Raw genomic sequence first — 14,243 nt, 5'->3', positions numbered from 1 at the left:
GCGTCAAGGAAAACTTCACAGAGTGGTGAAACCCCCTTTTTACTGTGACATTCGTGCCTATATCATTTGTACCATCGCGGGGCCGGAACCCCCGCGTTGTCTTCACTGTCCCTCGTTCCGTGACTGGCGCCCGGGGTTGCCCCGGGCGCTTTTTCTTTTCTCGAAACGCGATAGTGCAATCGCTCGTCTCGCGACCTAAAGTCGGCGCATGAGCTATTCTGACGCCTTTCTGAAAAAGATCCTGACCCGCACCAAAACCATCGCCGTTGTGGGCGTGTCGATGAACCCTGTGCGCCCGAGTTACTACGTGGCGCGTTACCTGTCGCTGAAAGGCTTCACGGCGATCCCGGTGAATCCGGGCCACGCGGGCAAGATGCTGTTTGGACAAGAGGTACGGGCGTCATTGCAGGACTGCCCGAAGGATGTCGATATGGTCGATATCTTCCGCCGCTCCGAACACGTGCCGCCCATCGTCGAAGAGGCGCTGGACTGTTTTGACGGGCTCAGGACGGTCTGGATGCAGATCGGCGTTGAGAACGCCGAAGCGGCGGCGATGGCGGAGGCGCGCGGGGTGGACGTGATCCAGAACCGCTGCCCCAAGATCGAATATCAACGCCTGTTCGGCGAGCTGCGCATGGGCGGTTTTAACACCGGGGTGATTTCGTCAAAGCTCTGAGCCTGCGCGGTGAAGGTCCGTGGACGGACCTTGCAAATTCCATGGATGGAATTTGGCCCGCCCGGATCAGACCTTTTTGCGCCGCATCAGGCCAATGGCACCCAGACCGGTGAGCAGCAGCAGCCCGCCAGCGGGCAGAGGCACGGCGGAGATCAGCGTGGCGGAGGCGGCGGAATCGACCGATGGTCCGACGTTCTGGCCACGGCTGTCTTCGCGGAAGGTGTGGCCATAGTAGCCGAACCCGGTATAGCCGCGCAGGCGGAACAGTTCGTTGAAGTCCACCTCCAGCTCTGACGTTCCGATATCTCCCATATCCGCAAAGGTCATGTAGAGAATCGACACCCAGCCTTCGCTGTCCAGGAAACCTGAATGACCATAGTGGTTGCGGATCGAGAAGCTGCCGCCGCCAAGATCGGAGATGGTGACGTAAGGGTCCCCGAAGGTGTAGCTGACCACCTGTTCGGGCATGCCAACGAAAGGCTCGACGTTTTCAGGAATGCCGCTGGTGAAGTTGAAGTCGGTGAAGATGTCGGTCCCGGTCAGAGAGCCGTCCAGTGTGAAACTGCCGGAAAGCGTGCCGCCGGCCGTGGTGGGCGGACCATATGCGCCGCCGCAGCCGACGCAGTAATACTGGGCGCCGGGGTAGGTGAAGTTCACCGAATAGGACACGGGCACGGCCGTGGCGGTTGTGGCGGAAAACGCAAGGGCAGCGAGAGAAAGCGCGGTGCGACGCATGGAATAATCCCCGGAGGCAAATAAAATTTGCGAAGTGTTTACCCTGCGTCGCCCTTGTTTTCAAGTTTCTGTGTGCTGTGCCCGTATAGCGGGAGTGGACCGCGCCTCACGCGCGCGAGGCTTTTTCCGCGAGGCCGGATTGGCTTTGCCGCCCCGCCAGTACCGCCATGACCGCCGAAAGGGGCACGTCGCGGGATTTGAGCATGACGAGCAGGTGGAAGAGCACGTCCGCGGCTTCGCAGGCGAGCTTTTCGCGGTCGTCCTTGATGGCTTCGATGATGGCCTCCACCGCCTCTTCGCCAAACTTCTCGGCGCATTTCTCCGGGCCTTTGGCCAGCAGCTTGGCGGTCCACGACTCGTCCGGGGAGGCGGCGGCGCGGGTGGCGACGATCTGTTCGAGCTCTTCGAGGGTCATGCGCGTAGGGCCTCCAACCGGCTGTCTTTCATGATGATGGCGTCGATCATGGACCAGTATTCCGTGGCAAAGGGCGTGTCGAGTACATCTTCGCGATCCAGCAGCGTGAAGAGCGTGATCGCGGCGCGCTCTTCGGCGGACCAGTCGTCAAGCCCGAGCCCTTCGCTGCGCCAATATGAGCGGATCGCCCAGCGTTGATCGGCCCGCGCGCCGTCTGACCCGTCACCCACATAGACCGTCAGGAGCGGCGGCGGGGCATCAGAGCAGTTCGACCAGCGAACCGAGTAGCAACTGATCCAGACGTTGCCGTGATGCAGGTCTCCGTCTGCCTGCAGGGTCGTTTTTCCGCAGCATTCACAGGGAGTTCGTGTGAGGGACGCGGTCTCTTCGACGGTGATGGCCTCCCAGTCCATGGCGCTTACAGGCGGGAATCGCGGGTCAGGATGCGGTTTGTCAGGGTCCAGATCTGCGCTTCCATGGGCGTGCCGAGGATCTGGGCGCGGCTGAGCGGGGTGAAGATCGGGGTGGCCTCAGTGATGTCCGCCTCCGGCCAGTCCACCACATGCGCGCCGTCGCGGTCGATCCCCATGCGGATGCCCCAGCGTTCCTGCGGGCCGGCCGTCTCGGACCAATCGCCGATGTAGAGCCGCAGCAGCGGCAGTTGGTCCGTGGCTCCATGGGTGACAGCGACGGTGTACCATCCGGCGGACATGTCGCCCACGTCGAGATGACCGGTGACGATGGTGACAGGTTTGCCGGTGCGTTTGCAGGTGGTCTCTTCGACCGCGCCTTCACGCACCACGACATTGCTGCCGTCAGAGGTGCCTGCGGCGCTCACAGCCGGACCGGCACGCCCGCAGCGGCCATATGGGCCTTGGCTTCGGCGATGGTGTAGGTGCCGAAGTGGAAGATCGAGGCGGCCAGCACGGCGGAGGCGTGGCCTTCGGTGACGCCCTCGACGAGGTGGTCAAGTTCGCCCACGCCGCCCGAGGCAATGACCGGGATGCTGACCGCATCGGCGATGGCGCGCGTCAGGGGCAGGTTGAAGCCGGACTTCGTGCCGTCGCGGTCCATGGAGGTGAGCAGGATTTCACCTGCGCCCTTCGCGGCGATCATGGTGGCAAATTCCACGGCGTCGATGCCGGTGGGTTTGCGCCCGCCGTGGGTGAAGATCTCCCATTTGCCGGGGGAGACGGTTTTGGCGTCGATGGCACAGACGATGCACTGGCTGCCGAAGTGATCGGCGGCCTCGGCCACCACATCGGGGTTGGCCACGGCGGCGGAGTTGAAGCTGACCTTGTCGGCCCCGGCGAGCAGCAGCGCCCGCACATCGGCAACGGTGCGCACGCCGCCGCCGACGGTCAGCGGGATGAAACATTGCTCGGCGGTGCGGGTGACCACATCAAACATGGTGCCACGGTTTTCGTGGGTCGCGTGGATGTCGAGAAAGCAGATCTCGTCCGCCCCGGCGGCATCATAGGCGCGGGCGGCATCGACGGGATCGCCGGCGTCGACCAGATCAACGAAATTGACGCCTTTGACCACACGGCCATCGGCGACGTCGAGACAGGGGATGATGCGGGTTTTCAACATGTCGCTGAGGTAGCGCGAAAGCGGGGGCGTTGTGAAGGTGGTAGCGGCGGAATGTGGATATTTTGACAGAGAAGAAGACAGGGTCCGTATGGGGGCGGTTATGCTGTCAGTCGGCGCAGGGCGGTGCGGGTGATCAGGATATGGAAGGGCATGACCAGGATCAGGTAGGCGCGGCCGAAAAGGTTGTGGGGGTGGACCCAAGTGGCCATGTGGATCATCTCGCCCTGGCGCGCGAGGCCGATGCGGAAGTCGAGGTGGCGATCGTTGATGCCGATGTTGATTTCCTGCTCTGTCTCGTAGGTGACCGGGAAGATCGCGTCGCTGTCGGTGGGCCCGGTTTTCAGGCCGAGCGGGGCCACGAGGAGGTTGCGCAGGGATAGCAGCGCGTTGGCCCAGCCGGGCAGGCGCAGGGCTTTGGTCAGGGCGTCTTTCAGGGGCAGGTCCGAGCGCACGGCGTAGCCGTCGACGAAGTCGCCGGGCTGGGCGTGGGTCCAGAGATTGGCCGTTTCGGGGAAGCGGGTTTTGGTGATCGGCATGAGCGCACCTATGATCTGTTCGCGCTATCAGTGAAGCACTGCCAAAGAGGGCGGGCAAGGGAAGCGATGTCGCAGATCGGATGCGGACGGGGGCGCGGCCGACAGGCCGCGCCCCCGCGTGGCGACGGGTCACAGACCCGGCGCAAATCCTCTGTAGTGGGTGCGGGTTAGCCGCGCAGCGCCTTGATGGCTTCTTTCAGGTCCAATGCGCCGTCGTAGAGCGCCCGTCCGGAGATCGCGCCGTTCAGCGATGCGTCGCAGTCGCGCAGGGCTTTGATATCCTTGAGAGACGAAACGCCGCCCGAGGCGATGACCGGGATGGTGACAGCACGGGCCAGCGCTGCCGTGGCGTCGACATTTGGCCCCTGCATCGCGCCATCGCGGTTGATGTCGGTGTAGATGATCGCCGCGACGCCGGCGTCTTCATAGGATTTTGCCAGCTCGACTGCGTCCACGTCCGTGACTTCGGCCCAGCCCTTGGTGGCCACGCGGCCGTCCTTGGCGTCAATGCCGACGGCGATCTTGCCCGGGAAGGCCGCTGCGGCTTCGCGCACCAGCGCCGGGTTTTCGACTGCAACGGTGCCGAGGATTACGCGAGCGAGGCCTTTGGAGAGCCACATCTCGATGGTTGCCATGTCGCGGATGCCGCCGCCGAGTTGCGCCGGTGTCCGGGTCTGCGAGAGGATCGCTTCGACCGCTGCGCCGTTCACCGGCTCGCCGGCGAACGCGCCGTTGAGATCGACGAGGTGCAGCCATTCGCAGCCAGCCGCAACAAACTCCAGCGCCTGCGCGGCGGGATCGTCGTTGAACACGGTGGCCTTGTCCATGTCGCCCCGAAGCAGGCGGACGGCCTTGCCGTCTTTGAGGTCAATCGCGGGATACAGGATCATCTCGCCCATCCTTTTGGAAGTCTTGACAGCCCCTTAGTCTGACGTGGCCTTTGGTGCAACCATTCATGCTGCACCGCGTCAAAATGCGGGATCGAAGGGCATCTTTTCGCGGGTTTTGGGGCTGGTTTTGAGTACGTCAGGCGGAGCGGGAGCACCGGAGGGCGCGAAAATGCTGTAACGTCATGACGCGGCGCGCCGTTACGTCAATCTTGATCGGGAGAAGCCGCCTGCGCCAAGCTGCCCGGACACTCAGGGAGGAGATAAAGATGAAGACGACACTTCTGGCGGCGGGGCTGATCGCTCTCGCGGGGATGGCGAGCGCGGATCCGGCCGTGGGCACCTGGAAGACGCAGGTGGATGACGGGGCCTATGCGCATGTGACGATCAGCCCGTGCGGCGCAAATGTCTGCGGTGTCATCAGCCGGACGTTCAATGCGTCGGGCGAGTACAATTCCCCGAACAAGGGCAAACAGTTGGTGCGCAGCATGGCGCCGCAGGGGGGCGGTGCCTACAAGGGCAAGGTCTGGCGTCCGTCGAACAACAAGATCTACACCGGCAAGATGCAACTCAGTGGCAACAGCCTGAAACTGTCGGGCTGCGTGGCGGGTGGTTTGCTCTGTTCGAGCCAGACCTGGAGCCGGATTCGCTAAGGCCCGGCTGACAAGGATATCATGGTCGCCAGCTGAGGAAGTTGGCGATCATGCGCAGGCCTGCTCCGGCGCTTTTCTCCGGGTGGAACTGCAGGCCAAGCATGGTGTCCCGCCCGACAATTGCCGTGACATCGCCGCCGTAGTCCACATGCGCGATGCGCTGGGACGGGTCCGTCATGGCCATCTGGTAGGAGTGGACGAAATAGGCGTGATCGCCGGTTTTCAGCCCGTCCAGCACCGGGTGGGCGCTGTCGATGACCAGATCGTTCCAGCCCATATGCGGGACTTTCAGCGCCGCATCGCGCGGCGAGATGGCGGAGACTTCGCCGTCGATCCAGCCAAGCCCGTCGGTATCTTCGTATTCGTGGCCTTTGCGGGCCATCAGCTGCATGCCGACACAGATCCCGAGGAACGGGCGGCCGCGGGTTTCGACCGCTTCGATCATCGCATCAAAGCAGCCGGAGGCGCGCAGCGCCCTGGCGCAGGCGGGAAAGGCGCCGTCGCCGGGCAGGACGATGTGATCGGCTTTGGCGACCACGTCCGGGTCGGTGGTCACACGCACTTCCGCGCCGCCGGTTTCCTGCGCCATTTTCTGGAAGGCCTTTTCGGCGGAGTGCAGGTTGCCGCTTTCATAGTCGATGATCGCTGTGAGCATGGCAGGGTGCCTCCTTGGTCGGCCTTGGGATTGCGCCCGTGGGTCGCGTGAAACCGGGGGAATGTCAACATGGGTCTGGGCGCGGGTGTATGGAGGGGGAGGTATTGGCCTTGAGCGGACATTGAGCCTACCCCGTCCCGGACTTTATCCGGGACCTCATGCTCAGCGCACAAGCCGCGCCATCGACGGGCCGTGGTACGGCGATCCTCCTTCTGATCCCCTCGATTTATCTCAGAAACTGGCGCGCTAGGCCGGTGTAGTTCCCAGCATCAACCCAATCGCCGTGCCGTGGGGACGGCCCGTCGATGGGCGCGGCGGCCTGCGGCCTTGATTCCGCGCCTGGGGTGAGATGAACGGCCGCTCAAGGCCAACCCTATTCCCGCACCGGCCTTTCGCGTGGTCAACCGATCCGGTCGAGCATGGCGAGCACGGTCTCATCGGAGGGCGGCTCGGGGCCGAGGCGGCCGTGTTGGCAGAGCAGGGCGAAGCCGTGCACGAGAGACCAGACCTGCGTTTCGATCACCACCGGATCGGTGCCCGCTGGAACAAAAGGCGCGCAGGTCTCGCGCAGGAGCTGGTAGGCGGGGCCGCGGGTTCGGTCTCGGGCGATATCGTTCGGGCCTTTGTCCGCAGGCGGCGTATTGGGCGTGTAGCAGAAGATCATCGCGTAGAGCGCGGGCTCGGCGCGCGCGAAGGCGAGATAGCCAAGGCAAATACCATGCAGCCGAGCGCGGGGCGTGTCGTCCCCGGCGTCTGCATGGCTGCGCATGAATTGCGTGAAGCGTGCAAAGGCTTCCTGCGCGATGGCCTGTTTCAGACCGTCGAGATTGCCGAAGTGATGCGCGGGCGCGGCGTGAGAGACGCCGGCCATGGCGGCGCATTTGCGCAAGGACAAAGCCTCGAGGCCATCTGCGCGGATTATCGAGATCCCGGCCTCGACAAGAGCGGCCTGCAGGTTGCCGTGGTGGTGGCGTGATTTTTCCTTGGTCAACTCCATGGATCCTGTCTTCGATGAGAAACTTGACGGCGTCAAGTCCATGTCTATATGACAGTGTCAAGTTTACACTGTCAAGATTCGGCAAGGAGGGGCGTTATGGTTCTGCGCATAAGAGGATATCTGTTCTGGGGGCTGTCGCTTTTGGTGGCGCTCGTATCGTGGCGCTTTCTGGTGCTGGGGGTCGAGGCGGGGATGCCGCACATGGCGCATTTCCTCGATGGCCAAGCGCTGGCGCTCTATGCGCATATCGGGCTCGCCCCGGTGGCACTGGCGCTTATGCCGTTCCAGTTTTCCACGCGGTTCCGGATGCGCCGCCCGGCGCTGCATCGCTGGATGGGGCGAGTCTATGCCCTGGCGATTGTGCTGTCCGGCGTGGCGGGGCTAGTGCTGGCCGCCGGCACGGTGTTTGGCCCGGTGGCGGGCTGGGGATTTGGGATCCTGGCGGTGCTTTGGGTCGGGACCACGGTGCAGGCTGTGCGATTGGCCATGATGAAGCGCATCGCAGAGCACCGCCGCTGGATGATCCGTTCAGCGGCGCTGACCTTTGCAGCGGTCACGCTGCGCGTCTACATGCCGTTCCTTGGCATGGGCTTCGGGTTTGAAACAGGCTACCTGATCGTCGCCTGGCTGTGTTGGGTGCCGAACCTGCTGATCGCGGAGTGGGTTCTGCTGCGAGAGCGCCCTTTACAGGGCGCCCTTGGTTGACGGCAGCTTGTCCGCCACGCGCGGGTCCGGCTCGACCGCCATGCGCAGGGCGCGGGCGACGGCCTTGAAAGCGGCCTCGGCGATGTGGTGCGAGTTGAAGCCGTGCAACTGGTCGATGTGCAGCGTGATGCCGCCATTGGTCGCCAGCGCCTGAAAGAACTCGCGCACCAGTTCCGTGTCGAACGTGCCGATCTTGTGTGTGGGGAAATCCACGTTCCACACAAGGAACGGCCGGTTCGACAAGTCGAGCGCCGCGCGCACCTGCGTGTCATCCATCGGCAAGTGGCATTCGCCGTAGCGGCGGATGCCTTTTTTGTCACCCAGAGCCTCGACCAGCGCTTGCCCGATGGCGATGCCGGTGTCCTCGACGGTGTGGTGATCGTCGATGTGCAGATCACCTGTCGCGCGGATGGTCATATCAATGAGCGAGTGGCGCGAGAGCTGGTCCAACATGTGATCGAAGAAGCCGACGCCGGTCAAATTGTCATAGACGCCGGTGCCGTCGAGGTTGACGGTGACCTCAATCGCGGTCTCGGCTGTCTTGCGGCTTACGGTGGCGGTGCGCATCGCGGTCTTCTCCTTGGCAATCGAGGGCCTTATAGGCGCGGGACGGCAAGGGGGGAAGAGGGCACGGAGCGGCGCTGTGCAACCTGTTGCTCTGCTGTTCTGGATGGGTGGGAGGAAAATGGAGCGGGCGAGGCGATTCGAACGCCCGACCCTAACCTTGGCAAGGTTATGCTCTACCCCTGAGCTACGCCCGCAAACCATTTTCGTCTTGGCCCGTTTCGGCGGTTCCGCTGGGTAGGCGGCGCATCCCGAAATTGACCGAACTGGAGCGGGCGAGGCGATTCGAACGCCCGACCCTAACCTTGGCAAGGTTATGCTCTACCCCTGAGCTACGCCCGCGTACCAGTTGGTGACGGCGGATTTAGCCTTGGGGGCGGATGGGCGCAAGAGGGAATTTCGGGTTTTTCGAGGAATTTTTCCAGGAGCGGCGGTGAGGCGCTGGGGACAAAAGTCTTCGAAGACTTTTGCAAGTTCCGTGGACGGAACTTGGCGCGGGGCAGAGCGAGTGCCTGGAATGTGTGGAGTGAAGGCAGGGCGGTTTTGGGGGTCCGTGAGCGTTTGGGCCGGTGGCAAGCGCTGCGCCTGGAATGCTCATGGTGTGGGCGTCGACAGTTTTCGGTGAAAACTGCGACCTTGCCCACTCGTCGAAAAAGACGGGGCTTGGGAGCGCCGCGCCCGGAATGCTCGGGGTGTGGCGTCGACACTTTCTTTGAGAAAGTGCGACTTTGCCACCGTCTGCGTTTTTTCGGAGAAAAACGCAGACGAAAAAAGGGCGGATACCTTGCGGTACCCGCCCTAGGATATTGCGCCGAAATGGGAGGAGAAGGCGCAAATCCTGGTATCGCCTCCGGGGAGGAGTGGAGGCGATGACTTACTTACTTACTTCGCAGCTGCGGTCGCTTTTTTCGCGGTCGCGGTCAGCTCGTCGGTGGCTTTCTTGACGGCTGCGGTTGCGTCTTCGGAGAAGTCTTTGCCAGCGGCCATCATCAGCTCGACGGTGTCCATCTGAACTTTTTTGGCGATCTCAGCGAAGGCTGCCATGTTTTCGGCGGCAACTTCAGCCTGAGCGGACGCGAAGTCGGTCACGGACTTGGCGTAGTCTGCCGGCTCGGCTTTGGCTTTGGACAGGTCGGCCATCTTGGCGAGCGTGTCCTTGGTCCACTTGGAGGAGATCTCGGAGGACTTCTCAGCGGCTTCCAGAGCGACGGAAGCGAGCTTCTCGTTCATGGTTGCGGAGGTCTTGAATGCGTCTTCCATGGCCTTGGTGTCGACCGGGAAGGAGCCCATCATGTCTTTGAACATGCCGGTGAAATCTTGTGCTTTTGCCATCTTGCTTATCCTTTTCTGTACAGCGAGGGCCCACCCCTCTTTCCGTGCTGTTGAGAAGAATATGCATTCTGCGGTGCAGCATTTCAAGAATTATTTGCTGCACCGCAGAAAAAATCGGCAAGTCGCTGATTTCTATCAGATTTGATCGCGGGCTTTGATCGCGACATAGGTTCCCGGTGCAGGGCAGAGGCTCTTGTAAGGCGAATCGCCGGGCACGCGGGCCGGGACTTTCTTGCCCGAACGCTTGCGCAGCCAGGCTTCCCAATGCGGCCACCAGGAGCCTTCGTGCTTCTCGCCGGTTTCCTTCCACGCATCGAAGTCGAGCGACAGGTCATCATTGACGTAGTGGCCGTACTTGTTCTTGGTCGGCGGGTTGACGATCCCGGCGATGTGGCCGGATTCGCCCAGCACGAACTGCTTGTTCTTGGAGCCCATCATCTGCACGCCGCGAAAGACGTCGCGGGCGGCGGTGATGTGGTCCGTTTCAGTTGCGATGGACATCAGGGGCACGTCCACGTCCTTCACCGACAGGGTCTCGCCCAGGAATTCGAACGTCCCTTCGGCGAACTCGTTGCGCTGGCACAGGGCGCGCAGGTAATCCTTGAACATCTTGCCGGGCAGGTTCGCGCCATCGCCGTTCCAGTAGAGCAGGTCGAAGGCCGGGGGTGTCTCGCCCATCATGTAGTGGCGGATGGCGGGCCCGTAGATCAGGTCATTGGACCGCAGGTAACTGAAGGTGCGCGCCATGATGAAGGAGGGCAGGATGCCTTCCTGTTCGATTTCCTGCTCGATGCCGTCGGCAAAGTCATTCTGCAGGAAAGGGGTGAACTCCCCCTGATCCGAGAAATCGGTGAGCGCGGTGAAGAAGGTGGCGGATTTGACCGATTTGTCGCCGCGCTTCTTCATCAGGGACAGGGTGAGCGACAGGGTTGTGCCCGCGATGCAGTAGCCCACCGCGTTGACCTTATCGACTTCGCAGACCTCTTTGGCGACCCCGATCGCCTTGAGGTAGCCTTCTTCGACATACTCTTCGAGACCGATGTCCGCATAAGAGGCGTCCGGGTTGATCCAGCTGACCACGAAGAGCGTGTAACCCTGATCAACAACCCAGCGGATCAGGCTGTTTTGAGGCTTGAGGTCGAGAATGTAGAATTTGTTGATCCAGGGCGGGAAAAGCACGATGGGGGTTTCGTGCACTTTTTCCGTGGTTGGCTTGTACTGGATCACTTCCATCATACGATTGCGGAAAATCACCTCGCCTTCAGCGGTGGCGATGTTCTCGCCGATGGAGAAAGCGCTTTCATCCGCGAGGCGGACGAGCATCTCGCCGTTGTTGGCTTCGAGATCGGAGACGAGGTTCTCCAGCCCGCGCACGAGGCTTTCGCCTTCGGTTTCCACCGCTTTCATCAGCGCATCGGGGTTGGTGGCGAGAAAGTTCGTGGGGGCGAGCATGTCGACGATCTGTTGCGAGAAGTAGCGCAGGCGCCTTTTCTCGACATCGTCCAGCTCTTCGAGTTTCTCGATCCCTTCCCGAATCGCGTTGGCGTTGATCAGGTACTGTTGCTTGACGAAATTGAAATAGGGGTGCGAATCCCAAAGCGGGTTCTTGAAGCGTCGATCCTGGGGGCCGGGGTTCTCGGGGGCTTTGAGTTGACCACGGGCGAGGGTTTGCTGGGCTTCGACAAAATGCGTCAGCGTCTTGCCCCAGTATTCGACCTGATGTTCCAGAACCTTGGCCGGATTGGTCATCCATTCCTGAAAATAGGCCTGTGCAGCCTTGGAATAGAATTCGTTTTCGGGACCGTTCAGAGCCTGCGGGGTGGGCTTGCGCTTGGAAATCGCGGAGATCAATCGTTGCTGCAACTCCTCGACACGGGCCAGATTTGCCTCGAGTTTTTCGCGATTTTCGCCTGCGACTTCAGTGTTCGTTGTCATGTTAACGATTCCCCCCTATGATCTTCCCCTACGATAACGCCGCCTTTGACGGGAGGCAAAGCGGCGAAATGGCTCGACTGACGCGAAAATGTCGGGGGGCAGACAACGTGAAGGAGCAGAGCCCATGCGCTACATGGCGACCTATGATATGATGGAGACCTTCCGGAACACCAGCCAATGGCTTGGTGCAACGGCGAAGACCATGGCCTCCTATCCGGCCTTCGCCGCGATCCCGAACCCGGGTCTGGCCTGGATGGCGGCCTGGGGTCAGGTGACGGAACGCACGTTCGAGCGGATGGTCGTGAAGCCGGACTGGGGCATTCGCAGCTTCACCTGCGACGACGGCAAAGACCACCTCGTAAGCATTGAAACTGTTGTGGAAAAGCCGTTTGGCGATCTGATCCACTTCAACGTGACGGGCCGCGAAGAACAGCCGCGCAAGATCCTTCTGGTTGCGCCGATGTCCGGTCACTATGCCACGCTGCTGCGCTCCACGGTAAAATCGCTGCTGGTGAACTGCGAGGTTTACATCACCGATTGGCACAACGCGCGGGACATTCCGGTGTCTGCGGGCAAGTTCGATATCGAGGATTACACGCTCTACCTGATGGACTTCATGCGCCATCTGGGGCCGGACACAAACGTGGTTGCGGTCTGCCAGCCTGCGCCGCTGACGCTCGCCGCAACGGCGTATCTCGCCGAGCTTGACCCTGCGGCACAGCCGCGCACGCTGACCCTGATCGGCGGGCCGATCAACCCGGATGCGGTTCAGACCGATGTGACAGATTTTGGCGCACGGGTGACCATGGGCCAGCTCGAAGAGACGATGATCCAGCGCGTCGGTTTCAAGTACAAGGGCGTGGGGCGGATGGTCTATCCGGGCCTGCTGCAACTGGCGTCCTTCATGAGCATGAACGCGGATCGTCACTCCAAGGCGTTCCAGGAGCAGATCCTGCGCGTGTGCCGTGATGAGGCCTCCGATCACGACGCGCACAACCGCTTTTATGACGAATACCTGGCGGTCATGGACATGCCGGCGGAGTTCTACCTGTCGACGGTCGAGCGCATCTTCAAGAAGTGCGAGATTGCCAAGAACGAATTTGTGGTCGATGGCCACAAGGTCGACATGGGCAAGATCACCAATGTCGCCATCAAGACCGTCGAAGGCGCGAAAGACGACATCACCGCGCCGGGGCAGTGTATTGCCGCGCTTGACCTCTGCACCGGCCTGCCGGACGAGATGAAGGCCTCTCACGTGGAGCCGGGTGCTGGTCACTACGGTATCTTCGCGGGCAAGAGCTGGCGCAACAACATCCGCCCGCTGATGCTCGACTTCATCGACAGCAATGCAGGTGACAAGAAACCGGCTAAGGGCAAGAAAGCGGCGAACGTCAACGCAGCCTGATCCGGGTTTCTAAGGTTAATTCAAGAAACGGGGCCTTTGCGGGCCCCGTTTTGTTTTTCCGGGGGCTTGAGGTTTGCAAAGGCGAACGGGTGGTGCGGGGAAAGCTTGTTGCTCCCACAAAAGAAAAGGCCGGGGGCGGTGCCTCCGGCCTTTTGATCTTGTACCGAGCGTATCAGCTCAGACGTTTTACTTCGCCTTGCGGCGCAGGAAGGCGAGGCCACCCAGAGCGCCAAGCAGAAGCGGCATGCCTGCGGGCAGCGGCACTTCGGACGGCGGGGTGAAGTCCTGCGGCGGGGTCTGGATGAAGAAGGTGAAACCTGCACCTTCGACACTTGTACCAGCCAGCGAGAAGCTCGCGGACGGCGCCAGGCCGGTGTTGGTGCCAAGCACGGACACATATCCTGCGAGGCTCCAGCCAGCCGGCGTGCCAGGGCCATTGGAATTGATCGAGGCGACCGCAGTGTCTGTGATCGTGAAGGTGACGAAGTCAATGCCATCGCTGGCAGAGAAGGATTCCCCGTTATTGACCGCACCGGTTGCCATCGTCAGCGGGTCAATGCTGCTCAGCGTGTACCCGGCATATTCCCCGGAGCTGATGGTTCCGGTTGTGATGAAGGACAGAGAAGCACCGAGAGAAACAGTTCCTCCGTCGGTGCGAAGACCGGTCCCGTCGAGAACGCCGTTAACCGTTGAAGCGTCTGCGGTAAACGCAGAGGCGGCCAGAGCAACTGCGGCTGTGGCAGAAAGTACAAAATGCTTCATGAATACGAAATCCCTTGGTTCCGAAGATTAATAAATGAGTAACGGTTCGGGAGGGGTGCGGCAACGAAAAGCTGTCGATTTCGTGGCAAATACCGGGCTGAATGTGACCTGCGTCACAAAAAACATGCCAAATGCAACCCACGCGAGAAAGTCAAGAAAAGCAGGGGCTTTTAGAGGGTGCCGCTGGGGAAGCCTGCGGTCTCCCGGCCCGCAAAAACAGGATTTGCGGGCCGGGATGTTTTGATAGATTCGCCTGTTGTCACTCGAGCTCGATGAGTAGGTCTTTTGCGTCGATTTGAGCGCCTGGTGTGACGTTTAGGGCTTTGACGGTTGCGTCGCGTTCGGCGTGGAGGCCGGTTTCCATTTTCATCGCTTCGATGGTGAGCAGCAGGT

At 61.5% G+C, this 14,243-nt stretch carries 18 protein-coding genes and 2 tRNA genes; 4 read left to right on the top strand and 16 right to left on the bottom strand.

Annotation, left to right across the window (positions count from 1 at the left end; all coding sequences use genetic code 11):
• The first annotated feature begins 208 nt into the window (after nucleotides 1-208).
• Nucleotides 209-676: a CoA-binding protein gene (locus tag E4662_RS00100; protein ID WP_136439221.1), complete on the top strand. Its 468-nt coding sequence runs from the start codon at nucleotides 209-211 to the stop codon at nucleotides 674-676.
• Nucleotides 677-742: 66 nt separating this feature from the next.
• On the opposite strand, the gene E4662_RS24260 is transcribed toward E4662_RS00100, so the two are convergent.
• From E4662_RS24260 to hisA, 7 genes are all read right to left on the bottom strand, one after another.
• Nucleotides 743-1,411: a VPLPA-CTERM sorting domain-containing protein gene (locus E4662_RS24260; protein WP_240705072.1), complete on the bottom strand. Its 669-nt coding sequence runs from the start codon at nucleotides 1,409-1,411 to the stop codon at nucleotides 743-745.
• A gap of 106 nt (nucleotides 1,412-1,517) precedes the next feature.
• The gene (locus E4662_RS00090; RefSeq protein ID WP_136439220.1) at nucleotides 1,518-1,826 is read right to left on the bottom strand and encodes a phosphoribosyl-ATP diphosphatase; all 309 of its coding nucleotides are present in this window, start codon (nucleotides 1,824-1,826) and stop codon (nucleotides 1,518-1,520) included.
• Nucleotides 1,823-2,239: a hypothetical protein gene (locus E4662_RS00085; RefSeq protein WP_136439219.1), complete on the bottom strand. Its 417-nt coding sequence runs from the start codon at nucleotides 2,237-2,239 to the stop codon at nucleotides 1,823-1,825. The genes E4662_RS00090 and E4662_RS00085 overlap by 4 nt, the downstream gene beginning before the upstream one ends.
• A gap of 5 nt (nucleotides 2,240-2,244) precedes the next feature.
• Nucleotides 2,245-2,664 (bottom strand): hypothetical protein, encoded by a 420-nt coding sequence (locus E4662_RS00080; protein WP_136439218.1) that lies wholly within the window; start codon nucleotides 2,662-2,664, stop codon nucleotides 2,245-2,247.
• Complete coding sequence (hisF, locus tag E4662_RS00075) at nucleotides 2,661-3,419, bottom strand: imidazole glycerol phosphate synthase subunit HisF (protein ID WP_136439217.1); 759 nt, start codon at nucleotides 3,417-3,419, stop codon at nucleotides 2,661-2,663. Before hisF ends, E4662_RS00080 begins: the two co-directional genes overlap by 4 nt.
• A 98-nt stretch (nucleotides 3,420-3,517) precedes the next feature.
• Entirely contained in the window at nucleotides 3,518-3,955 is a 438-nt protein-coding gene (locus E4662_RS00070; protein WP_136439216.1) for a DUF2867 domain-containing protein, read from the bottom strand.
• 167 nt (nucleotides 3,956-4,122) lie between these two features.
• Entirely contained in the window at nucleotides 4,123-4,845 is a 723-nt protein-coding gene (hisA, locus tag E4662_RS00065) for a 1-(5-phosphoribosyl)-5-[(5-phosphoribosylamino)methylideneamino]imidazole-4-carboxamide isomerase (RefSeq protein WP_136439215.1), read from the bottom strand.
• 266 nt (nucleotides 4,846-5,111) lie between these two features.
• Between hisA and E4662_RS00060 the strand changes: the two genes are divergently transcribed.
• Complete coding sequence (locus E4662_RS00060; protein WP_136439214.1) at nucleotides 5,112-5,495, top strand: DUF2147 domain-containing protein; 384 nt, start codon at nucleotides 5,112-5,114, stop codon at nucleotides 5,493-5,495.
• A 19-nt stretch (nucleotides 5,496-5,514) separates the two neighbouring features.
• Here E4662_RS00060 and hisH read toward each other — a convergent pair whose 3' ends face one another.
• Nucleotides 5,515-6,150: an imidazole glycerol phosphate synthase subunit HisH gene (hisH, locus tag E4662_RS00055; RefSeq protein WP_136439213.1), complete on the bottom strand. Its 636-nt coding sequence runs from the start codon at nucleotides 6,148-6,150 to the stop codon at nucleotides 5,515-5,517.
• Between the two features lie 400 nt (nucleotides 6,151-6,550).
• Nucleotides 6,551-7,147: a TetR/AcrR family transcriptional regulator gene (locus E4662_RS00050; protein ID WP_136439212.1), complete on the bottom strand. Its 597-nt coding sequence runs from the start codon at nucleotides 7,145-7,147 to the stop codon at nucleotides 6,551-6,553.
• Between the two features lie 96 nt (nucleotides 7,148-7,243).
• Between E4662_RS00050 and E4662_RS00045 the strand changes: the two genes are divergently transcribed.
• Nucleotides 7,244-7,852, top strand: coding sequence for a DUF2306 domain-containing protein (locus E4662_RS00045; RefSeq protein ID WP_136439211.1), 609 nt, complete (start codon nucleotides 7,244-7,246; stop codon nucleotides 7,850-7,852).
• On the opposite strand, the gene hisB is transcribed toward E4662_RS00045, so the two are convergent.
• The 5 genes from hisB to E4662_RS00020 all read right to left on the bottom strand — a co-directional run bounded on the left by hisB (nucleotide 7,832) and on the right by E4662_RS00020 (nucleotide 11,683).
• Nucleotides 7,832-8,419, bottom strand: a complete 588-nt coding sequence (gene hisB / locus E4662_RS00040; protein ID WP_136439210.1) for an imidazoleglycerol-phosphate dehydratase HisB — start codon at nucleotides 8,417-8,419, stop codon at nucleotides 7,832-7,834. The genes E4662_RS00045 and hisB overlap by 21 nt on opposite strands.
• A 119-nt stretch (nucleotides 8,420-8,538) precedes the next feature.
• Nucleotides 8,539-8,613 (bottom strand) — tRNA-Gly (locus tag E4662_RS00035).
• A gap of 70 nt (nucleotides 8,614-8,683) precedes the next feature.
• Nucleotides 8,684-8,758 (bottom strand) — tRNA-Gly (locus tag E4662_RS00030).
• A gap of 540 nt (nucleotides 8,759-9,298) precedes the next feature.
• Entirely contained in the window at nucleotides 9,299-9,748 is a 450-nt protein-coding gene (locus tag E4662_RS00025; RefSeq protein ID WP_136439209.1) for a phasin family protein, read from the bottom strand.
• A gap of 135 nt (nucleotides 9,749-9,883) precedes the next feature.
• On the bottom strand, nucleotides 9,884-11,683 hold the full coding sequence (locus E4662_RS00020) for a PHA/PHB synthase family protein (RefSeq protein ID WP_136439208.1): 1,800 nt from the start codon (nucleotides 11,681-11,683) through the stop codon (nucleotides 9,884-9,886).
• A 124-nt stretch (nucleotides 11,684-11,807) separates the two neighbouring features.
• On the opposite strand from E4662_RS00020, the gene phaZ reads away from it, so the two are divergent.
• On the top strand, nucleotides 11,808-13,088 hold the full coding sequence (gene phaZ, locus E4662_RS00015) for a polyhydroxyalkanoate depolymerase (protein ID WP_136439207.1): 1,281 nt from the start codon (nucleotides 11,808-11,810) through the stop codon (nucleotides 13,086-13,088).
• 186 nt (nucleotides 13,089-13,274) lie between these two features.
• Here the strand turns inward: phaZ and E4662_RS00010 are convergent, their stop codons facing one another.
• Both E4662_RS00010 and E4662_RS24490 read right to left on the bottom strand, forming a co-directional pair.
• Complete coding sequence (locus tag E4662_RS00010) at nucleotides 13,275-13,850, bottom strand: VPLPA-CTERM sorting domain-containing protein (RefSeq protein WP_136439206.1); 576 nt, start codon at nucleotides 13,848-13,850, stop codon at nucleotides 13,275-13,277.
• 259 nt (nucleotides 13,851-14,109) lie between these two features.
• Nucleotides 14,110-14,243, bottom strand: a 134-nt coding sequence (locus E4662_RS24490; RefSeq protein ID WP_168797845.1) for a biotin/lipoyl-containing protein, incomplete at its 5' end; no start/stop codon positions are given.

Origin of the sequence: Pacificoceanicola onchidii (assembly GCF_004804335.1) — a bacterium.
GTDB lineage: Bacteria > Pseudomonadota > Alphaproteobacteria > Rhodobacterales > Rhodobacteraceae > Pacificoceanicola > Pacificoceanicola onchidii.
This window is presented reverse-complemented; position numbering and strand designations above follow the sequence as displayed.